The organism is Kineococcus anabasis (genome assembly GCF_054590795.1).
In genome coordinates this window covers 626,797-646,932 of the sequence record NZ_BAAIHU010000001.1, presented here as the reverse complement: position 1 = coordinate 646,932, position 20,136 = coordinate 626,797, and the positions used below count along the sequence as shown (strand labels likewise).

Here is a 20,136-nt window from a genome sequence, read left to right as displayed (position 1 = left end):
CCCGTCCACGCCCGGCCCCGGGCCAGGTGTGCTGTCGCACCCCAGGAGGAACGCCCGCATGGGGCTGCTCGCATCCATCACCGGCCCGCAGGACCTGCGCACCCTGGACCCGCAGCAGCTGGAGCAGCTCGCGCGGGAGATCCGGGACTTCCTCGTGGACTCCGTCAGCCGCACCGGCGGCCACCTCGGGCCCAACCTCGGCGTCGTGGAGCTGAGCATCGCCCTGCACCGGGTGTTCGAGTCCCCGCGGGACCGCATCGTCTTCGACACCGGCCACCAGTCCTACGTGCACAAGCTGCTCACCGGCCGGCAGGACTTCTCCCGGCTGCGCTCCCGCGGCGGCATGTCCGGCTACCCCAGCCGCGCGGAGAGCCCCCACGACGTCGTGGAGAACTCCCACGCCTCCACCTCCCTGTCCTGGGCGGACGGGCTGTCCCGCGCCCACCAGGTGCGCGGCGAGCACGACCGGCACGTCGTCGCCGTCGTCGGGGACGGCGCGCTCACCGGCGGCATGGCCTGGGAGGCGCTGAACAACATCGCCGCCGGCGACCGGCCCGTGATCATCGTGGTGAACGACAACGAGCGCTCCTACGCGCCCACCATCGGCGGCCTGGCCTCCCACCTGGCGACGCTGCGCACCACCAGCGGCTACGAGAAGTTCCTGGAGTGGGGCCGCGGCACCCTGCGCCGCGGCGGGGCGCCCGGGCGCCTGGCCTACGACACCCTGCACGGCATGAAGAAGGGGATCAAGGACATCGTGGCCCCCCAGGGCCTCTTCGAGGACCTGGGGCTGAAGTACGTCGGGCCCGTCGACGGCCACGACGTCACCGCCGTGGAGCACGCGCTGCGCCGCGCCCGGGCCTTCGGCGGCCCGGTCATCGTCCACGCCCTCACCCAGAAGGGCCGCGGCTACCGCCCGGCCCTGGACGACCACGTCGACCACTTCCACGCCGTGGGGATCATCGACCCCGAGACGGGGGAGGCGCAGGCGTCCTCGGGCTCCTCCTGGACCAGCGTCTTCTCCGAGGAGATGGTGGCCGTCGGCTCCGAGCGCGACGACGTCGTGGCGATCACCGCCGCGATGCTCGCCCCCGTCGGCCTCGACGCCTTCGCCCGCGCCCACCCCGGGCGCGTCGTCGACGTCGGCATCGCCGAGCAGCACGCCGCCACCTCCGCGGCCGGGATGGCCGCCGGGGGCCTGCACCCGGTGGTCGCCGTCTACGCCACGTTCCTCAACCGGGCCTTCGACCAGGTCCTCATGGACGTCGCCCTGCACCGCGCGGGCGTCACCTTCGTCCTCGACCGCGCCGGGGTCACCGGCCCCGACGGCGCCAGCCACCACGGCATGTGGGACATGTCGCTGCTGCGCCTGGTGCCCGGTCTGCGTCTGGCCGCGCCCCGAGACGCCACCACGCTGCGCGAGGAGCTGCGCGAGGCCCTCGCCGTGCCCGACGCGCCCACCGTGCTGCGCTTCCCCAAGGGCAAGGTGCCCGCCGACCTGCCCGCCCTGGCCCGCACCGGCGGCGTCGACGTCCTGGAGAACGCCGGCTGGGCCGAGGGCACCGACGTGCTCCTCGTGGCGGTGGGGGCGATGGCGCCCACCTGCCTCGACGTGGCGGCGAGGCTGCGCGCCCAGGGCGTCGGGGTGACGGTCGTGGACCCCCGCTGGGTGATCCCGCTGCCGTCCGCGCTGACGGAGCTGGCCCGCACCCACCGGCACGTCGCGGTCGTGGAGGACGGCGGGGAGGCCGGCGGGGTCGGCTCCGCCCTCGCGGACGTCCTGCGCCGGGAGGGGGTGGGCGCCAGCGTCCTCACCTTCGCCCTGCCGCAGCGCTTCCTCGACCACGGCACCCGCGACGAGATCCTCGAGGAGGCGGGCCTGGCCCCGCAGACGGTGTCGCTGCGGATCGTGGAGGCCGTCGCGCGCCTGCAGGAGGTCGGCTCGCCCGCCGCGGCGTCCTGAGGAGCGCGGGCCGGCGCTCTCACACCCGCAGCGAGCGCCGGTCCAGGTCGACGTGCGGCTCGGGCATCGCCACCTCGTCGCGGGTGACGAGCAGCGCCCGGGGGAAGCCGCGCCGCTCCACCTCCGTGGCCGACCACGCCGCCCCCACGAACGCCGGGTCGATGCGGGCCAGGTCGAACCAGCCGCGGTCCCGCATGGGCACCGCCACCGCCCGCAGCCCCTGCGCGCCGCCGGCGAGGAAGTCCCGCAGGGCCGACGACGCCAGCAGCGTCGGCACGTCGCAACCACCCACCGGGCGCAGCACGTCACCGCCGCGCACACCCTCGTCCCGGCGCAACCGCGAGGCCGCGTAGCCGCCCATCCGCTCCAGGTACGACAGCACCCCCTGCGGCTGCGCGCCGCCCGGCAGCACGTCCAGCCCCAGCCGGGCCGCCACCGGGCGCGGCAGCGGGACCACGCGCGCCTCCGGCGGCTCCGCGGAGGGCACCCGCACCCCGAGCCCCAGGTCCAGCGCCCCGCCCAGCACGCGCGTGCTCGCCCACGCCGCCCCCAGGTGCGCGGCCGAACCCACGGGCAGCGCCAGCGGGAGCAGCAGGTTCCACGGGTCCGTGCCGGCCGCGGCCTCCTCCTGCAGGCCGCGGTGTGCCAGCAGCCAGTCCCGCACCCGCAGCCGGGCGGGCGCGCCCGCGCTCCCCGACGGGCTCCCGACCGCGGCGGCCACCTCCGGCCACGGCACCAGCGGGTCCCCGCCGGCCACGGGAACCCCCACCCCGTCCTCGCCCAGCTCCAGGTCCAGGTCGTCCAGCACCACGACGCCGAGCAGGCAGCGCCGCAGGGCGGCGAGGTCCGGACCGGGGGGCACGGGGGAGACGCTAGTTCGCGGTGCCGGGCACGCCCCCGTCCGCCACGCCCCCGGTTGGTCCGATCGGACGAGCCGCCCCGGCCGGGCGGGGAGCTCAGGCCTCCGGGTCCCCGCCCTCGGCGGGAGCCTCCAGCACGTCCTCGGCGCGGGCACCGGCGAACGCCTCCGCGAGGGCCGCGGCGACCAGTTCCCGCTGCCAGGGACGCGCGCCCCGGGCCGCCAGGGCCGCGTCGACCTCCGCGGGGCCGGCCGGGTCCGGGGGAGCCCACGCCAGGCGGCGCAGCGCGTCGGGCTGCAGCACGTTCTCCACGGGCAGCCCCCGCTCGTCGGCGATGCGCTGCACCACCGCGCGGCCGGCAGCCAGGCGCGCCGCGGCCAGGGGCTCGCGCTGCGCCCACGCCCGCGGCGGCGGCGGGCCGTCACCGCGCGGCGGGTGCACGGGCAGCTCGGCCTCCGGCAGGGCCAGCGCCCGCTCGACCGCGGCGGCCCACCGCTCCGCACCGCTGCGCGCCGCCCGGCCCCTGAACCCCGGCAGCTCCAGCAGGTCCCGCGCCGAGCGGGGCATCGCGCGAGCCGCGGCCACCACCGCCGAGTCCGGCAGCAGCCGGCCCGGGGAGGTGTCCTTCGCGCGGGCCTGCGCGTCGCGCTCCAGCCACAGCTCCCGCACCACCGCCAGCTGCCGGCGCGAGCGCACCGCGTGCAGGCCCGACACCCGCCGCCACGGGTCCGCCGGGGCCGGGGCGGGGGTGGCCGCCGCGACCGCCGCGAACTCCTGCAGCGCCCACTCCAGCTTCCCCTGCGCCGCCAGCCGCGCGGCCAGCACGTCGCGCAGGTCCACGAGGACCTCCACGTCCAGCGCGGCGTACGTCAGCCACGGGCGCGGCAGGGGACGGGTCGACCAGTCCACCGCCGAGTGCTCCTTGGCCAGGCGGATGCCGAGCAGCTCCTCCACGACCGCGCCCAGCCCGACCCGCGGCAGGCCGGCCAGGCGGGAGCCGAGCTCCGTGTCGAAGAGCACCGCGGGCCGCATGCCGAGCTCCGCCAGGCACGGCAGGTCCTGGCTGGCGGCGTGCAGGACCCACTCCACGTCCCGCAGCGCCTCCCCGAGGGAGGACAGGTCGGGCAGGTGGGTGGGGTCGAGCAGGACGGTGCCCGCCCCGGCGCGGCGCAGCTGCACCAGGAAGGCGCGCTGCCCGTAGCGGTAGCCCGAGGCCCGCTCGGCGTCCACGGCGACGGGACCGCTGCCGGCGCGGAGCGCGGCCACGGCCTGCGCGAGGCCCGCCTCGTCGACGACGAGGTCGGGCAGGCCGCCGGAGGGGGTGTCCAGCAGGGGCAGCGGCGGGGGCGCCTCCTCGTCCGGCGGGGCTCCCTGCTGCTGCGTACCGTGCGACGACACGCCCCCACGGTACGCACCGGGGGCGCGCGACGTGGGGGCGGTGGTCCCCGGCCGGTCAGCCCCGGCCGGGGAGGGGTGTCACTGGATGACGCCGGCGCGCAGGCAGATGGCGACCATCTCCGCGCGGTCGCCCGTGCCCAGCTTGCGGGCGATGCGGGCGAGGTGGCTCTTGACGGTGAGGGCGGACAGGCCGAGCAGGGCGCCGGTGTCCTTGTTGGAGCGGCCGTCGGCGACGTGCTGGAGCACCTCGATCTCCCGCTCGGAGAGGCTGTCGACCCCGTTGTCGCCCTGGCGGGCGTCGGGACCGGCACCCTCGGGGCGGCTGGTGACGAGGTAGCAGCGCACACCGGCGGCGACCGCGCCGCGCACGGCGAACGGGTCGGCGTTGGTGGACAGCACGACGCAGCGGTTCCAGCCGGCGGCGCGCAGCTCGGAGACCAGGGCGGCGCCGGAGCCGTCGGGCAGACCGGCGTCGGCGACGAACAGGGCGCGGGGGCCGGTGCGGGCGAGAGCACGGGCCTGCGCGACGCTGGTCGCGTGGTCCACGTGCGCGGCACCGAGCAGGCGCAGCGTGCGGGTCACCGACTCCCGCGTCGCGGGGTCCGCGACGGCCACCAGCGCCGCGAACCGACCGAGCCGCGAGGGCACCGCCATGCCGGGGCGTTCCACGAGGGCAGTCATCGAAGTCCTCCTGCGGACACGGGAACCCGCCTCCTGCGGATCCCTCCCCAGGTGCATCGGTCGCCCGTACGGGGGACTTGACAATCCGGCGTGCGCCGGTGTTGCGCGGGGACTGTCGTTCGGAGCCGCGCACCGGCCCCGATGGGTGCCGCGACAGTGTAGGTGCGCTCCTCGGGTGCCCGGAAACCGGTTGCGCTCCGCTGATCTGCCCTCTGCGGAGCGTCAGCGGACGCGGGTTCAGTGCAGCCGCTGCCCCAGCACGGCCACGCCGTCGGGCAGCGGGGGCAGACCCGCCACCGCGCACAGCAGCGCCCCCCACGCCCGCAGGTGCCCCTCCACGGCCACCTCGCCGTCGGCGTCGGGCACGGGTGTCCAGGAGGCGCGCACCTCCACGTCCACGGACGCCGGCCGGTCCGCCAGCGCCCCGTAACCCTCCGACAGCACGCGCGTCACCGTCCCGCCGGCGCCGGTGGCCAGCGCCCCGGCCTCGGCCAGCCCGTCCTCCAGCCAGGACCAGGCCACCTCGCCCAGCAGCGGGTCCGCGCCCACCTCGGGGTCCAGGTCGGCGCGGACGTAGGCCACGACGCGGAACTGCCCGCCCCACTCCTCGGGAGCGGCCTCGTCGTGCAGGAGGATGAACCGGCCGGTCGCGACCTCCTCGTCGCCGACCACGACGTCACCGGCCAGGGCGGCGGCACGCGGCGCGATCCGGGCGGGCGGCGGCACCTCGCCGAGGGTGACCTCCGCGCGCAGGCGGACCTGGAGCATCTCGGCGACCGCCCGGTCGAACGCCGTCAGCCGGGGGCCGGGGACGCGGGGCACGTTCACGGCGACGACCATAGGCAGCGCGCGGGGCGCCGCGGTGGCGCGGCGCGCCGACGTGACCGATCCGTGCCCTGTGCCCTCCCCGCGCCCGCCCCGCGCCCGCCCGGCGCGGGGCCGGGCGGGCGGCGTCCGGGGTGCGTGCGACGATCGGGGGGTGCCGCCGACCTCGCCGTACCTGCAGGTGTGCCGGGGTCTCCCGGCCGACCGCGTCCCCGTCTGGTTCATGCGGCAGGCCGGGCGCTCGCTGCCGGAGTACCGCGCGGTGCGCCAGGGCGTGCCGATGCTGGAGAGCTGCCGGCGCCCCGAGCTCGTCACCGAGATCACGCTGCAGCCGGTGCGCCGCTACGGCGTGGACGCGGCGATCTTCTACTCCGACATCGTCGTGCCGCTGGAGGCCGTCGGCGTCGACCTCGACATCGTCGCCGGCACCGGCCCCGTCATCGCCGAGCCGATCCGCACCCGCGCCGACCTGGACCGCCTCCCGGAGCTGCACCCGGAGCAGCTGGAGCACATCACCGCCGCCGTCCGGCTGATCACCGCCGAGCTGGGCGCCACGCCCCTCATCGGCTTCGCCGGCGCCCCCTTCACCCTCGCCAGCTACCTCGTGGAGGGCGGTCCCTCCCGGGACCTGCTGCGCACCAAGGCGATGGCGCACGGCGACCCGCAGCTGTGGCACGACCTGCTGGCCCGCCTCGCGCAGATCTCCGGGGCGTTCCTGCGCGCCCAGGTGCAGGCCGGGGCCTCGGCGGTGCAGCTGTTCGACTCCTGGGTCGGGGCGCTGTCCGCCGCCGACTACCGCGCCCTCGTGGCCCCGCACTCCGCCGCCGCCCTGGCCGCGGTCGCCGACCTCGGGGTGCCGCGCACCCACTTCGGCACCGGCACCGGCGAGCTCCTCGCCGACATGGCCGCCCCCGCGGGCAGCGCCTGCGTGGACGTCCTCGGCGTCGACTTCCGCGTCCCCCTCGACGAGGCCGCCCGCCGGGCCCGCGGCGCCGGCGGGGCCGTGGTGGCGGTGCAGGGCAACCTCGACCCGGCGCTGCTGTTCGCGCCGGCCGAGGTGCTGCTGGAGCGGGTGCGGGCCGTGCTGGCCGCGGGCGGGCGCGCCCCCGGGCACGTGTTCAACCTCGGCCACGGCGTGCCGCCCACGGCGGACCCCGACGTGCTGCGCCGCGTCGTGGACGAGGTGCACGCCTGGGAGCCCGGCCCGGCGCGGACGGACGCGGCGGGCCTCGGGCAGCCGGTGGGCTGAACGTGCCGGAACCGCGCCCGCGCCCGCGCGTCGTCGTCGTCGGCGCCGGGATCAGCGGCCTGACGGCGGCGCTGCGCCTGGCCTCCGGGCCCGCGGCGCCGGAGGTGGTGGTGCTGGAGGCGGCACCGCGCACCGGCGGGGTCCTCGACCTCGCGGAGGTCGCCGGGATCGTGGTCGACACCGGTGCGGAGTCCCTGCTGGCGCGCCGCCCCGAGGCCGTGGAGCTGGCCCGCGAGGTCGGCCTGGCCGCGGACCTGGTGTCCCCGGCCACCACGAGCGCACGCGTGCGGGCCGGCGGGCGGCTGCACCCCCTGCCCGCCGGGACGCTGCTCGGCGTGCCGGGCAGCGCCGGGGACGTCGAGGCCCTGCTGGGGGCGCGGGCCGCGGCGCGCGTCGCCGCCGAGCCGGACCTGCCCGCGCCGCCGCTGGAGGCCGACGTGGCCGTCGCCGACTACGTCGCCGCCCGGATGGGCCCGGCCGTGGTGGAGCGGCTGGTGGAGCCCCTGCTCGGCGGGGTGTACGCCGGGCACGCCGCCGAGCTGTCGCTGCAGGCCGCCGCGCCGCAGCTGTGGGCGCACGCGGTGCGGGGCGGCTCCCTGCTGCACGCCGTCCGCGACCGCGCCCCCGCCGCCGGGGCGGGGCCGGTGTTCGCGGGCATCCGGGGCGGGGTGGCGCGCCTGCCCGCCGCGGTGCGGGCGGCGCTGCTCGCCGCGGGGGGCACCGTGCGCTGCGGAACGGCGGTGGAGGCCCTGGAGCGCACCGCGGCCGGCTGGTCGCTGCGCACCGCGGGCGGCGCCCTGGACGCCGACGCGGTGGTCCTCGCCGTGCCCGCGCCGGTCGCCGCGCGGCTGCTGGCCCGCGCCGTGCCGGGCGCCGCGCGGGAGCTGGCGGGCGTGCGGACCGCCGGCATGGCCATCGCCACCCTCGCCGTCCCGGCCGCACAGCTCGAGGGCCTGGCCGGCTCCGGTGTCCTCGTGCCGCCCGTGGAGGGCGCGGCGGAGGGGCTGCAGGCGAAGGCGCTGACGCTGTCGGCGTCGAAGTGGGACTGGGTGCGCGCCCAGCGCCCCGACGTGCGGGCGCTGCGGGTGTCCCTGGGCCGGGCGGGGGAGGACGTGCTGCACCGGGAGGACGCGGACCTGCTGCGCGCCGCGACCGCCGACGCCTCGGTGCTGCTGGGGCGGGAGCTGCACCCGGTGGACGCGGTGCTGACGCGCTGGCCGGGTGGGCTGCCGCAGTACGCCGTCGGCCACACCGGCCGCGTCGCGCGGCTGCGGGCGGCCGTGGCGGAGGCCGGCGGGCTCGCCGTCTGCGGGTCGGTGCTGGACGGGGTGGGCGTGCCCGCGTGCATCGCCGCAGCCACGCGCGCCGCCGCGCAGGTGCGGGCCGCCCTGGACGCGGCGAACCCTGGCGCCGCCGCCGCGGCGGGCCGGGGGAGGATGGGGGCATGACGCAGAGCACGACCCCCTCCGCGCAGGAGATCAACGAGAGCATCCGGTACACGATGTGGTCGGTGTTCGCCGCCTCCGGCTCCCTCGGCGAGGACCGCGCGGGCAGCGCCGCGGAGGTGCAGGCCCTGCTGGACGAGCTCACCGGCAAGGGTCTGGTGGTGCGCGGCTTCTACGACGTGGCGGGGCTGCGCGCCGACGCCGACCTGATGGTGTGGTGGCACGCCGACAACGTCGAGCTCGTGCAGGAGGCGTACCGCCGGCTGCGCCGCACCCACCTGGGTCGGCACCTGGAGCCGGTGTGGTCGGTGGTGGGCCTGCACCGGCCCGCGGAGTTCAACCGCGGTCACGTCCCCGCGTTCATGGCGGCCGAGGAGCCCCGCGGGTACGTGTGCGTGTACCCGTTCGTGCGCTCCTACGAGTGGTACCTGCTCCCCGAGGAGGAGCGCCGCAAGATGCTGCGCGACCACGGCCTGGCGGCCCGGCCGTTCCCCGACGTGCGGGCCAACACCGTCTCCGCGTTCGCCCTCGGGGACTACGAGTGGATCCTGGCGTTCGAGGCGGACGAGCTGCACCGCATCGTCGACCTCATGCGGGACCTGCGGAACACCGAGGCGCGCCGGCACGTGCGCGAGGAGGTCCCCTTCTTCACCGGCCCGCGGGTGCCGCTGGCGGAGCTGGTCGCCGCGCTGCCCTGACGCGTCCGGCCCGGGTCCGTGCCCGGACCCGGGCCCGGTTCCCCTCAGCCGTGCCCGACCTGCTTGTCCACGACGTTGGCGTCGAACGTGTCGGCCTCCGCGACGTGGTCGGGGCCGGTGCTGGCGGCGCCGATGTCCCCGACGTCCGGCTCCTCCTGGGCGAGGCGCTGCTCGATGGTCTCGTTGTCCGGGTCGTCCTCGGTGATCAGCAGCCCCGTGGCGTTCGACAGGGTGTAGTCCGGCTCGAACGTCTCGTCCTCCTCGTCACCGTCGAGGGTGTCGCTCGTCAGGCCGTGCGGGTCCGCCGGGTTGCCGGGCTGGTCCTCGCCGCCGATCTGGCTGTCGTGCTGGCGCAGGTCGGGGTCGTTCAGGGCGTCCAGCTCCGGGTCGATGCCGTTGTCGGGGATCTCTGCGCTCATGGTCCAACCCTGCCGCGCGCCGCCGGTCGCCGCACGCCGGGCGGCGGCCCGCGGCACCGCCCGGCGGCCCGCGCACGACCCGCACCCGGCGCCGCCGCGCACCGGGCGGGGAGCCGGGCGGAAAAGGGCGTGCCGGCCCGCGCAGCGCCCGCGTAGCCTCGCGCCGGCAGCGGCGCGGGCAGCGGCAGCGGACGGGGGTGGCCTGTGGCGGACGGCGGGCACGACGACGCGGTGGGCGCCCGCCCGGTCGCGCTGGTGACGGGGGTGGGCCGCACCCGGGGCATCGGGGCGGGCATCGCCCGGCGGCTCGCGGCCGGCGGCTGGGACCTCGCCCTCACGTACTGGGGCGCCTACGACGAGCGGATGCCCTGGGGCCCGGAGCCGGGCGCCCCGGCGGCGATCGCGGAGCTCCTGCGCGCCGAGGGCGCGCAGGTCCTGGCCGTGGAGGCCAACCTGTCCGACCCGGCCGCGCCCGCCCTCGTCCTGGACCGGGCCGCGGAGGCGTTCGGCGAGGTGCAGGCCCTGGTCCTGTGCCACTGCGAGTCGGTGGACAGCGGCCTGCTGGACACCACCGTGGAGAGCTTCGACCGCCACGTCGCCGTCAACGCCCGCGCGACGTGGCTGCTGCTGCGGGAGTTCGGCCTGCGGGCGCGCGGGGCGGACGACCGGCGCCGCATCGTCGCCCTGACCAGCGACCACGTCGTGGGCAACGTGCCCTACGGGGCGAGCAAGGGGGCGCTGGACCGGATCGTCCTGGCCGCCGCCCGCGAGTTCGCGCACCTCGGCGTGCGCGCGAACGTCGTCAACCCCGGACCCGTGGACACGGGCTGGATGAGCGAGGAGATCCGGGAGTCGGGGGCGCGGCGGACCCCCCTGGGCCGGGTCGGCACCCCGCGGGACGTCGCGGAGTTCGTGGCCTTCCTCTGCTCCCCGCAGGGCGGCTGGGTCAACGGCCGGCTCCTCACCTGCGACGGCGGTTTCTCCGCCTGAGTCCCGCGCCTGGCCGGGAGCGCATCACGCGACGGTGCGTAGTCGTCGCGCGACGCAACCGGCCTCCCGTGTGCCCCGCCCGCGTGAAATCCCGCCGCGCGTGCCCGCTCCCGCGCTCCGGTGACGGACGCTGCCTGCACGGACGACGCAGGAGGCGGCATGAGAAGCGGGCAGCCAGGCAACGGGTGCATGGACCCCCGTCACCGGCACGAGCACTGGTGCGGGTTCTGCGGCGCGGTGCGCGTCTTCTCGATCATCCAGTGCCGCATCCTCACGGTGGTGCCGCCCTGCCAGCGCTGCGGGGAGCGGCAGTGGCGCGACGAACTGGACCCGGTGACGCTGCCGGACCTCGGCGAGGGCTGAGCGGGCCGGTCCGCCGGGAGCACCCGCGCGACGGGCCGGCCGCGGGAGCGTTCACCACCGCTCCCGCGACCGGCCCGTCGTCGTGCGTGCGACGCCGCGGCGGTCGCCCGCCGGGTTCTCAGTCGCCGGTCAGCGCGCGTGCGCCGAGTTCCACCCCGGGCTCGGGCCGGGGTGCCCGGTCGTCGCCGTGGCGGGCGAGCAGGACCACGAGCAGGCACGAGAAGAGCATCAGGCCGCCCACCACGAACATGGGCACGACGTAGCCGCCGGTGAGGTCGCTGAGCCAGCCGGTCACGTAGCCGGCCGCGAAACCGCCCAGGTTGCCCACGGTGTTGATCAGGGCGATGCCCGCGGCGGCGGCCGCGCCGGAGAGGAACCGGGCGGGCAGGGTCCAGAAGTTCGGCAGGGCGGCGAAGATCGAGCAGGCGGTCACGGTGATGACGGCCACGGTCGCGGCCGGCGAGTCCATGAACAGGGCGACGGGGATGCTGACGCCGCCAACCGCCGCGGGCACGGCCAGGTGCCAGGTGCGCAGTCCCCGGCGGGTGGCGTCCCGCGACCACAGGTACAGCACGACGGCGGCGGGCAGGTACGGGATCGCCGTGATCAGGCCGCGCTGCAGCAGGGTGAACTCGGTGCCGAACTGCTGCTGGAACCCGTCGATGATGGTGGGCAGGAAGAACGCCAGGGCGTACAGGCCGTAGATGAACCCGAAGTAGATCAGCGCCAGCGTCCACACCCGGCCGCTGGTCAGGGCCGAGCCGATGCCGACGTTGGCCCTGTGGTGGACCTTGGTCGCCGCCTCGCGGTCCAGGGCGGAGATCAGCCAGGTCTTCTCCTCCGCGGTCAGCCACTTCGCCTGGGCGGGGCTGTCGCTGAGGTAGAACCACGCGACCACGCCGACGAGGATGGCGGGGACCGCCACGCACAGGAACATGAAGCGCCAGCCGCTCAGCCCCAGCGCCCCGTCGGCCGCGATCAGCGAACCGGCGAGCGGTGCGCCGATGACCGTGGTCAGCGGCTGGGCCAGGTAGAACAGCGCGAGGATCCTGCTGCGGTGCGCCGCGGGAACCCACAGGGACAGGAAGAGGATCGCCCCGGGGAAGAAACCGGCCTCGGCCACGCCCAGCAGGAAGCGCAGGAAGTACAGCCCACCCGCGGTGTCGACCCAGGTGAAGAGCAGGGCGACGATGCCCCAGCTCACCATGATGCGCGAGAGCCAGCGGCGGGCGCCGAACCGGGCGAGGGCGACGTTGCTGGGGATCTCCAGCAGGATGTAGCCGATGAAGAAGACCCCCGAGGCGAAGCCGAACTGGGCCGCCGACAGGGCGAGGTCGTCGTTCATCCCGTTCGGGCCGGCGAAGGAGATCGCGGTCCGGTCCAGGTAGTTGATGAAGAACATCAGGGCGACGAACGGCACGAGCCGGATCGCGACCTTGCGGATGGCCGATCTCTCGACCGCTGGTGCGACGACCGCGTCCACGGGAACTCCTCAGGGTGGGGAAGAACGACTCTCGGGCTCCGGAAGCAGCGCGTCACAGGATCGCGGGGGGAGTCCTGCGGTGTGGGTGGTGCGGGGAGCGCTGCTCCGGTGCAGCGGTGTCCCTCTGGGAACGAGTGTGCTCGCTCGGCGACAACGAGTCAACCGGTTGACCAATATTGTGCGAGGCGGGTGCCCGTGGGCGCCGCAGCCGGTACCCGCCCGGCGCCGGCCCCCGCGGCGCCGCCCGGCCGGCACCCCGGAGAACCCCGTCGCGGCGGGCGGTGGCGCTGGATCCGTTGCGGTGCAGCCTGTGCGGGCACGGGGTGGCGGATCAGGAGGCGTGCTGGGGCGCCGGGTGGCGCCGGGCGGCGCGCAGGACGTCCACGGACCGCCGCGTCCACTCCTCCTCCGCGCGGCAGGTGGTGCCGGCGTCGCCCTGCCAGGGCAGCCAGTGCTCCACGATCTGGCTGATGCCGCGCTCGTCGGGACGGACGGTCGCGAGGAGGTGCCCCAGGTCGAGCAGACCCTCGCCGAGGGGGCGGCCGGTGAGCTCGAACCCCACCCAGCCCTCGGCCCGCGCGAAACCGAAGTCCTTGACGTGCAGGTTGACGGTGCGGTGCGCCAGGCGCTCCACCACGTCGACCGGCCGCTCCAGCCCGGCGACGGTGTTCCCCGGGTCCAGGCAGATCCCGAGCCGGGGGTGGTCGATCGCCTCGACGAGGGCGAGCAGGTCCCCGCTGCGGACCTGCTCGTAGGTCTCCAGTGCGATCGTGATCCCGGAGGCCGCGAACTCCGGCAGGACGTCGCGCAGGCGGCGGGCCGCCTCCTCCGGCCCCGGGCGGTCCGTGCCGCTCGTGAGCATCGTCCTGAGCAGCGGGGCCCCGAGCGCCGCGGCGATCTCGAGGTGGCGCAGGAGGTGGTCCTGTCCCAGGCCGCGGGTGCCGACCTCCAGCGCCACCCCGGCCGCCTCCGCCACCGTCCGCAGTTCCCGCAGCCCGGCGGCACCCAGTTCCGCCAGTCGTGGGTCGTCGCAGATCTGCAGCAGTTCCAGCCCCGCCCGGCGGGTCGCCTCCACCACGTCCGGCAGGGACATCGGGTTCTCCGCGCGCGAGGAGGTGCGCCAGAAGAACGCGTACGTGCTCAGCCCGATCGCCACGCCGTCAGCTCCGCCGGGTCAGCGGCGGACGGCGTCGATCTTGAGCATCCGTGCGATCACGGCGTCCAGCTCCTCGTCGCGGAAGACCTTCTTCCAGTCCTCGCGCACGATCGACTCGCGGCCGTAGTCCATGGCGACGTGGCAGGCCTCGGAGAACGGGTTCGAGCCGCGCAGGGCGTTGGTCAGCGCGATCCCGACGTGACCCCACAGCATCGCGCGCGCGGCCTCGGCGGGGACGCCGGCGGTGTGCACGGTCTCGTGCAGCGCCTCCTTGAGCAGGTCGCCGATCATGCAGGCGATCGTCTCCACGAGGGTCGGCTCCAGGACCGCGAGCTGCTTCACGCTCACCCAGTGGACCTGGATCACCGGTGCGTAGATCGTGGTGATGACCTCCTCGGCCCTGGCGCGCACCGATTCGTCGTCAACCTCCAGGGCGGCGACGACCTCCTGCGGGGCGGCGATGCCGCCGAAGGTGTCCGCGTACTCCTCGTCGGTGCGCCGCTCGAGGAAGACCGAGGGGTGGCAGGGGTGCGCCACGGCCTGGGCGACGCCCTCGCGCCGGGCGAGCAGGCCCGCATAGGCGGCGGCCGGGTCCAGGGTGAGCAGGATGGAGCCGGGTCGCATCAGGGGCACCACGTGCTCGGAGACGGCGCCCAGCACGACGTCGGGCACGGCCAGGATGACCACGTCGGAGTCGGTCACCGCCTCGTCCGTGTCGCTGACCTCGCGCCCGAGCTCGGTCAGGGCCTGCCGGCCGCGGGGGGAGTTCTCGCAGTACCGGACGGCGAAGGGGCTCTTCTGCAGGTTCGCCGAGACCCGCATGCCCATCTTCCCCCCGGCGCCGACGACGGTGACGGTGAGCGGCTGGGTCTGCTGGTCGGTCCGCGGGTCGGTCTGCTGCACGGTCATCGCGTTCTCCTGTGGCAGGTCGGGTGCTCGGGTGGGCTCGTGCCCGGGGCGTGCGCCCGCAGGGTGCTGCGCGCGAGGGGGCGGGGGCGACGCTCGTGCCGCGATCCCGGCTGCCCGCCCGGCGACCTCGCCGGGCGGTCCTGCTCGCCACGCTCCGGTGGCTCTCGCTCATCCTGACCCTCCACCGGCATGATGTCAACCGGTTGACCAATTCCCGGCGCGGAGTCGTCCCAGCAGCGGGGGTGGGTCACCGGTGCGCGACGACCCCGCCCGCGGGTAGGACGGGACGGCGGTCCGGGTGGCGCCTGCTACGCGTGGTCGCCGAGGGTCTGCGCCAGGCGCTGCCCGGCGGTGCGCATGTGCTCCCGCATCGCCGTCTCGGCCGCCTCCGGGTCACGCGCGGCGATCGTCTCGAGGATCCTCTGGTGTTCCCGGCAGGCGGCCTCGGCCTGCTCCCGCTCCGTCAGGCCGCGCTCCACCCACAGCCGCAGCATCGAGCGCACGCTCTGCAGCAGGTCGCTGAGGACCGAGTTGCCGGAGCTGACGGCGATCTGCAGGTGGAAGCGGGCATCCGCCTCGATGAAGGCGGGCAGGTCGTCCAGGTGCTCGCGCATGACCTCGACGTGGGCGGTGAGCCTCGCGACGCCCGCGTCGTCGATGCGCTCGGCCGCCAGGGTCGCGGCCTGCACCTCCAGCCCACCGCGCAGCTCCACCAGCTGCTCCGTGTGCGAGGCCGCCAGCATCAGGCCCCAGCTCAGGGTCGTGGGCAGGAGCTCGGACATGCTGTCCCGGATGTAGGTGCCCGAACCCGGCCGGACCGTGACGATGCCGAGGATCTCCAGCGCCGCCAGCGCCTCGCGCACCGCTGAGCGGCCGACGCCGAGGGACTCGGCCAGCTGCCGCTCCGGGGGCAGCCGCGCACCGGGCTGGAACCGCCCCGACACCAGGAAGGACGTGAGCTGCTTGGCCACCTCGGCGACCGCCGTGCCCCGCGGGAGCGCCTGCAGCTCCAGCTGCACGAGGGCGGGGTCGTCCGCGGGGTAGGCAGGCATCCGCCCATGCTAGTGCGGGGCCTGCGACCCACCCCGTGCCGCAGGGGGCCGGCGCCCCGCGGCACCGCCTCTCACGCGCGGGCGGGGCGCAGCTTCAGGGACACGGAATTGATGCAGTACCTCTGGTCCGTGGGCGTCGGGTACCCCTCGCCCTCGAACACGTGCCCCAGGTGGGAGCCGCAGTTCGCGCAGCGCACCTCGGTGCGGACCATGCCCAGCGAGCGGTCCTGGATCAGCTCGACCGCGTCGTTGTCCTTGGCGTCGTAGAACGAGGGCCAGCCGCAGTGCGAGGCGAACTTCACGGTGCTGGTGAACAATTCCGCCCCGCAGGCCCGGCAGGCGTAGACGCCCTCGGTGGTGGTGTCCTCGTACTCCCCGGTGAAGGGCCGCTCGGTGCCCGCCAGCCGCAGCACCTGGTACTCGAGGGGGCTCAGCTGCGCGCGCCACTCCTCGTCGCTCTTCTGGACGGGGTAGCGGCCGGTCTGCTCGGTGGTCACGACCGGTGCAACTCCCGGCGGGGGACGGGTGTTCCGGTTCCTCCCCGCGGTGGCCGCCCTCCTCAGACGACCCGGGCGGTCCCGGCGTAGACGTGCAGCACGGGCACGCCCAGCTCGGCCCGCGCCCGGGAGGCCCAGTCGCGGTGGAAGGTGTCCTCCACGGCGTGCATGCGGGTGACCACGACGACCTCGCGCGCGGGTTGCTCCCCGTCCGCGACGGCCTCGCGCAGCGCCGGCAGCGGGTCCTGCCCGGTGGTGGTGCCGACCGCGTGCAGGCCCGCCTCGTGCATCGACTGCAGGGAGCGCACCAGCGTCTCGCCGGGCTCGGGGTGCTCGGCGTGCCGGCTGCCGCGGACGGTGTCGAGGGCGGCGCGCAGCTCCCCGAGGCTGAGGTGGTCCAGGAGGTCGGCCAGCACGCTGCGGTGGGTGTCGGTGGGCACGAGGACCGTCCAGGCGAGGTCCTCGCCCTCGTGCAGCGCGGCGAGGCGCGCGACGTCGCCCGCGCCCAGGGGTTCCTCCGTCAGGACCACGACCCGCTCCGCCATGCCAGTCTCCTCCGGTGGTGCCGCCGCGCCGTCGGCCCCGACGCTACCGACGCCGCTGCCCGCGCGCCCGGCGGCTGGGGGATGATCGGGGCATGGCTGCTGCAGGAGCGCGCCCGCCGCGCCGGGCCGCCGGCCCCCTCGTCGTGGCGGCGGTGGGCGCCGGTGCCGTCGCGGGTGCCGCCGTCGCGACCACGGGGCTGGCGGCGCTGATCGCCCGGATCGTCGTCACACCGGTGCGGCACCGGCCCGACGACGTGCGGGTCCTCGCGGTGACGGGGGAGACCGTCACGCTGGCCGCCTCCGCGCAGACGCGCGCCCCGGGCCGCTACGGCGTGTGGACCCGCCGCGGGCGCGGGCACCTGCGGGTGGGGGAGGTGCTCGCCGAGCGGGACGGGCGGGTGACGCGGGCGCTGCTGGGCGTGGACCGCGGTGCGGCGGTGCCCGGACGGGCGCGCTGGAACCAGTACTTCCATGAGGGCACGCCGTCCACGGCCCTGGGCATCGCCCACGAGGACGTGCTCGTGCGCTCGGAGGTGGGGGACCTGCCGTCCTGGTGGGTGGGCGCGGCACGGGCACCGGGCGCGGCGGGGCCTCCGGTGCCCACGTGCGCGGTCCTCGTCCACGGCCGCGGCGCGACGCGGGAGGAGGCGCTGCGGGCCGTGCCGGTGCTGCACCGCGCCGGCCTGGACGTCCTGGTGCCGAGCTACCGCAACGACGCGGACGGCCCGTCCTCACCGGCGGGCCGCTACGGCCTGGGCGACACGGAGTGGCGCGACGTGGAGGCGGCCGTGGAACTGGCGCTGGCGCGCGGCGCGCAGCGCGTGGTGCTGGTGGCCTGGTCGATGGGCGGGGCGATCGTGCTGCAGCTGGTGGCGCAGTCGCCGCTGGCGGAGCGCGTGGCGGCCCTGGTGCTGGACGGGCCGGTGCTGGACTGGTTCGAGGTGCTGGACCACCAGGCCCGCCGGCTGCGCCTGCCGGTGGGGCTGGGCCGGTACGGCCTGCGCCTGCTGGGGCACCCCCAGGCCCGGCGCCTGGTGGGCGTGGACGGGCCGGTGGACCTGCGCCGCATGGACTGGGTGACCCGCGCGGCGGAGCTGCACCTGCCGATCCTGCTGCTGCACAGCGACGACGACGAGGTGGTGCCGTCGGGGCCCTCCCGGCGCCTGGCCGAGGCGCGCCCGGACCTGGTGACGCACGTGCCGAGCAGCGGGGTGCTGCACACCAAGGAGTGGAACCTCGACCCGGCCGCGTGGGAGGCGGCGGTGGTGGCGTTCCTCACGCGGCACGGGGTGCTGACGTCCTGAGGGCCGGTCCCCGGGACCGGCGTCCGGGGGTGGGGCGGCCGTTCGGGTGGAGCGTGCCGCGCGGTGCTCTCCCGGCGCCCGGATCGGGCCGATGCAGGGGACGCGGGCGAACCGGCCCGCGGAACCACGGGCCCCGCCGCACCCGCAGAGGTGTCGTGGGGCGGCCCGGTCACCGATGGGGGAACACGGATGCGCACCACCACCAGGACCGCTGTCGTCGCCGCACTCGTCCTCGGGCTCACCCTGCCCGCGGGCGGCGCGGCGCTCGCCGCGGGCGGGCAGCACGCACAGCGCGGGACCGCCGCCGTCGCGGCCCAGAAGGAGAAGCCGGCCAAGCAGGCGAAGAAGCCCCGCAAGGCCACCGTGAAGTTCACCGCCGGCGGGGTCGTCACGGCCGTCGCCGCGGACGGCCTGACCTTCACCGTCAAGGGCGGCAGGGACAAGGCGCTGCGCGACAAGCCCCTGACGGTGGTCCTCGGCAAGGACGCCCGCGTGCAGCGCGACGACGCGCCCGCGACCCTGGCCGACGTCGTCGTCGGCGACCGCGTCACCGTCCTCGGCACCACGGCCGCCGGTGCCTTCACGGCGGTGCGCGTCAACGCCTCCTCCGCGCAGGCCACGCCCACCCCGGCCCCCACCGAGACCCCGGCCCCCACCCCGGCGCCGAGCGAGACCCCGACCGCGGGGCCGACCCCCACGGCGAGCGCCGCGCCGGCCCTCTGAGCGGGCGCACGGACGGGCGAGGGCCCCGGGGACGCAGCGTCCCCGGGGCCCCCCCCCGTTCCGGTCCCGGCGTCAGCCGGCCTGCGCGGCGGCCTTCTGCGCGCGGATCTGCCGCTTGACGCGCCCGAGCATGCCCGTCATGCCGCGCAGGCGCAGCGGGCTGATCGCCGCGGTCAGGCCCAGGCGCGCGCACACGTCGTCCGGCACCGCGAGGACCTCCTCGGAGGGCATGCCCTCCAGGCCCTCGCGCAGCACCCCGGCGAAGCCCCGCGTGGTGGGCGCCTCCGGCGGCGCGGAGAAGTGCAGGTGGGTGCGGTCCGCGTCGTCGATCTCGACGCTGACGAACACCGGCGACTGGCACTCCTCGACCTTCTCCAGCAGCTCCGGGTGCCCCTCCAGGCGCGCCGGCAGCGCCGGCAGCCCGTCGGAGTACTCCAGCAGCAGCTTCAGCCGGTCGCGCTCGGAGACGGAGTGGAACTCCTCCACGATCTCCGCGAACTTCGGCGACAGGCCCTCGGTGTCCGGCCCGGTCAGGTTCACCATCACTTCCCACCCTTCTGCGGGGCCTCGCCGGGCGCCTCGCCCACGGCGATCGGCACCCGCACCGTGTTGCCCCACTCCGTCCAGGAGCCGTCGTAGTTGCGGACCCTGCCGAACCCCAGCAGGTGGGTCAGCACGAACCACGTGTGCGAGGAGCGCTCGCCGATGCGGCAGTAGGCGATGACCTCCTCGTCGGGGGAGAGGCCCTTCTCCTGCTGGTAGATCGCCTCCAGCTCGGCGCGGGCCTTGAAGCTGCCGTCATCGGCGGCCGCGCGCGCCCACGGCACGGACTGGGCGCCGGGGATGTGCCCGCCGCGCAGGGTGCCCTCCTGCGGGTAGTCGGGCATGTGGGTGCGCTCGCCGGTGTACTCCTGCGGGGAGCGCACGTCGACCAGCGCCCCGCCGAGGTGGGCGAGCACGTCCTCCTTGAACGCGCGGATCGGCGCGTCCCGCCGCTCCACGACCGGGTACTCCGTCGCGGCGGGCTCGGGCACGTCCCGGGTGAGCTCGCGCTCCTCGGCGATCCACTTGGAGCGGCCGCCGTCGAGCAGGCGCACGTCCTCGTGGCCGAAGAGGGTGAACACCCACAGCGCGTACGCGGCCCACCAGTTGTTCTTGTCGCCGTAGATCACGACGGTGGTGTCGCGGGAGATGCCCTTGGCGGACATCAGGCGGGCGAAGCCCTCGCCGTCGACGTAGTCGCGGGTGACGGGGTCGTTGAGGTCGGTGTGCCAGTCGACCTTCACCGAGCCGGGGATGTGCCCGGTGTCGTAGAGCAGGACGTCCTCGTCGCTCTCGACGACGACGAGGCCCTCGTCACCGAGGTGCTCGGCGAGCCAGGAGGTGGTGACGAGCCGCTCCGGGGAGGCGTACTCGGCGAGCTTCGCGTCGGGGTCGTGGGGCAGGGCCACGGATGTCCTCCGGTGTCGTCGTGCTGGTCTCGTGCTGGTCCTCGTCCTGCTGACGTGCGGCAACACCACGACGTGCCCTGGCGTTCCCCGCGCGCCGAGTGTCCCAGACCGCGGGCCCTGCGCGC

The 20,136-nt window shown here is 76.2% G+C and carries 21 protein-coding genes; 8 read left to right on the top strand and 13 right to left on the bottom strand.

The features are described 5' to 3' along the window. Positions 1 to 58 precede the first annotated feature (58 nt). Positions 59 to 1,963 carry a 1-deoxy-D-xylulose-5-phosphate synthase gene (gene dxs / locus ACYQBY_RS02965; protein ID WP_459642295.1) on the top strand — a complete coding sequence of 635 codons (1,905 nt, stop codon included), beginning with the start codon at positions 59 to 61 and terminating at the stop codon, positions 1,961 to 1,963. Positions 1,964 to 1,982: 19 nt separating this feature from the next. Here dxs and ACYQBY_RS02960 read toward each other — a convergent pair whose 3' ends face one another. The 4 genes from ACYQBY_RS02960 to ACYQBY_RS02945 all read right to left on the bottom strand — a co-directional run bounded on the left by ACYQBY_RS02960 (position 1,983) and on the right by ACYQBY_RS02945 (position 5,730). Then, positions 1,983 to 2,825, bottom strand: coding sequence for a hypothetical protein (locus tag ACYQBY_RS02960; RefSeq protein ID WP_459642294.1), 843 nt, complete (start codon positions 2,823 to 2,825; stop codon positions 1,983 to 1,985). A gap of 94 nt (positions 2,826 to 2,919) precedes the next feature. Beyond that, positions 2,920 to 4,221 (bottom strand): HRDC domain-containing protein, encoded by a 1,302-nt coding sequence (locus ACYQBY_RS02955; RefSeq protein ID WP_459642293.1) that lies wholly within the window; start codon positions 4,219 to 4,221, stop codon positions 2,920 to 2,922. A gap of 78 nt (positions 4,222 to 4,299) precedes the next feature. After that, positions 4,300 to 4,902, bottom strand: a complete 603-nt coding sequence (locus ACYQBY_RS02950) for a response regulator transcription factor (RefSeq protein ID WP_459642292.1) — start codon at positions 4,900 to 4,902, stop codon at positions 4,300 to 4,302. Between the two features lie 237 nt (positions 4,903 to 5,139). Then, entirely contained in the window at positions 5,140 to 5,730 is a 591-nt protein-coding gene (locus tag ACYQBY_RS02945; RefSeq protein ID WP_459642291.1) for a DUF3000 family protein, read from the bottom strand. 220 nt (positions 5,731 to 5,950) lie between these two features. Between ACYQBY_RS02945 and hemE the strand changes: the two genes are divergently transcribed. From hemE to hemQ, 3 genes are read left to right on the top strand one after another with little or no spacing between them, the layout of a single operon-like run. Next, positions 5,951 to 6,976 carry a uroporphyrinogen decarboxylase gene (gene hemE, locus ACYQBY_RS02940; RefSeq protein ID WP_459642458.1) on the top strand — a complete coding sequence of 342 codons (1,026 nt, stop codon included), beginning with the start codon at positions 5,951 to 5,953 and terminating at the stop codon, positions 6,974 to 6,976. A 2-nt stretch (positions 6,977 to 6,978) separates the two neighbouring features. Next, positions 6,979 to 8,424: a protoporphyrinogen oxidase gene (gene hemG, locus ACYQBY_RS02935; protein ID WP_459642290.1), complete on the top strand. Its 1,446-nt coding sequence runs from the start codon at positions 6,979 to 6,981 to the stop codon at positions 8,422 to 8,424. Further along, positions 8,421 to 9,119 carry a hydrogen peroxide-dependent heme synthase gene (gene hemQ, locus ACYQBY_RS02930; protein ID WP_459642289.1) on the top strand — a complete coding sequence of 233 codons (699 nt, stop codon included), beginning with the start codon at positions 8,421 to 8,423 and terminating at the stop codon, positions 9,117 to 9,119. The genes hemG and hemQ overlap by 4 nt, the downstream gene beginning before the upstream one ends. Positions 9,120 to 9,163: 44 nt before the next feature. Here the strand turns inward: hemQ and ACYQBY_RS02925 are convergent, their stop codons facing one another. Then, positions 9,164 to 9,538, bottom strand: a complete 375-nt coding sequence (locus ACYQBY_RS02925; RefSeq protein ID WP_459642288.1) for a hypothetical protein — start codon at positions 9,536 to 9,538, stop codon at positions 9,164 to 9,166. A gap of 204 nt (positions 9,539 to 9,742) precedes the next feature. Here ACYQBY_RS02925 and ACYQBY_RS02920 point away from each other — a divergent pair, with 204 nt between their 5' ends. Both ACYQBY_RS02920 and ACYQBY_RS02915 read left to right on the top strand, forming a co-directional pair. Then, complete coding sequence (locus ACYQBY_RS02920) at positions 9,743 to 10,528, top strand: SDR family oxidoreductase (protein ID WP_459642287.1); 786 nt, start codon at positions 9,743 to 9,745, stop codon at positions 10,526 to 10,528. Between the two features lie 159 nt (positions 10,529 to 10,687). After that, positions 10,688 to 10,891 carry a hypothetical protein gene (locus ACYQBY_RS02915; protein WP_459642286.1) on the top strand — a complete coding sequence of 68 codons (204 nt, stop codon included), beginning with the start codon at positions 10,688 to 10,690 and terminating at the stop codon, positions 10,889 to 10,891. 118 nt (positions 10,892 to 11,009) lie between these two features. Here the strand turns inward: ACYQBY_RS02915 and ACYQBY_RS02910 are convergent, their stop codons facing one another. From ACYQBY_RS02910 to ACYQBY_RS02885, 6 genes are all read right to left on the bottom strand, one after another. After that, positions 11,010 to 12,293: an MFS transporter gene (locus ACYQBY_RS02910; RefSeq protein ID WP_459642457.1), complete on the bottom strand. Its 1,284-nt coding sequence runs from the start codon at positions 12,291 to 12,293 to the stop codon at positions 11,010 to 11,012. A 412-nt stretch (positions 12,294 to 12,705) separates the two neighbouring features. Further along, on the bottom strand, positions 12,706 to 13,530 hold the full coding sequence (locus tag ACYQBY_RS02905) for a sugar phosphate isomerase/epimerase family protein (RefSeq protein ID WP_459642285.1): 825 nt from the start codon (positions 13,528 to 13,530) through the stop codon (positions 12,706 to 12,708). 18 nt (positions 13,531 to 13,548) lie between these two features. Further along, a complete protein-coding gene (locus ACYQBY_RS02900; protein WP_459642284.1) occupies positions 13,549 to 14,439 on the bottom strand; it encodes a phosphogluconate dehydrogenase C-terminal domain-containing protein in 891 nt (296 codons plus the stop codon). A gap of 308 nt (positions 14,440 to 14,747) precedes the next feature. Beyond that, complete coding sequence (locus tag ACYQBY_RS02895; RefSeq protein WP_459642283.1) at positions 14,748 to 15,491, bottom strand: FadR/GntR family transcriptional regulator; 744 nt, start codon at positions 15,489 to 15,491, stop codon at positions 14,748 to 14,750. A gap of 71 nt (positions 15,492 to 15,562) precedes the next feature. Beyond that, on the bottom strand, positions 15,563 to 15,988 hold the full coding sequence (gene msrB / locus ACYQBY_RS02890) for a peptide-methionine (R)-S-oxide reductase MsrB (protein ID WP_459642282.1): 426 nt from the start codon (positions 15,986 to 15,988) through the stop codon (positions 15,563 to 15,565). Between the two features lie 62 nt (positions 15,989 to 16,050). Further along, positions 16,051 to 16,533 carry a hypothetical protein gene (locus tag ACYQBY_RS02885; protein WP_459642281.1) on the bottom strand — a complete coding sequence of 161 codons (483 nt, stop codon included), beginning with the start codon at positions 16,531 to 16,533 and terminating at the stop codon, positions 16,051 to 16,053. Between the two features lie 92 nt (positions 16,534 to 16,625). On the opposite strand from ACYQBY_RS02885, the gene ACYQBY_RS02880 reads away from it, so the two are divergent. Next, positions 16,626 to 17,837, top strand: a complete 1,212-nt coding sequence (locus ACYQBY_RS02880) for an alpha/beta hydrolase family protein (RefSeq protein WP_459642280.1) — start codon at positions 16,626 to 16,628, stop codon at positions 17,835 to 17,837. A 189-nt stretch (positions 17,838 to 18,026) separates the two neighbouring features. Further along, positions 18,027 to 18,560, top strand: a complete 534-nt coding sequence (locus ACYQBY_RS02875) for a hypothetical protein (protein WP_459642279.1) — start codon at positions 18,027 to 18,029, stop codon at positions 18,558 to 18,560. A gap of 72 nt (positions 18,561 to 18,632) precedes the next feature. Here the strand turns inward: ACYQBY_RS02875 and ACYQBY_RS02870 are convergent, their stop codons facing one another. Both ACYQBY_RS02870 and ACYQBY_RS02865 read right to left on the bottom strand, forming a co-directional pair. Continuing rightward, a complete protein-coding gene (locus tag ACYQBY_RS02870) occupies positions 18,633 to 19,103 on the bottom strand; it encodes a SufE family protein (protein WP_459642278.1) in 471 nt (156 codons plus the stop codon). Further along, the gene (locus ACYQBY_RS02865) at positions 19,103 to 20,011 is read right to left on the bottom strand and encodes a sulfurtransferase (protein WP_459642277.1); all 909 of its coding nucleotides are present in this window, start codon (positions 20,009 to 20,011) and stop codon (positions 19,103 to 19,105) included. The genes ACYQBY_RS02870 and ACYQBY_RS02865 overlap by 1 nt, the downstream gene beginning before the upstream one ends. Between the last annotated feature and the right edge of the window lie 125 nt (positions 20,012 to 20,136).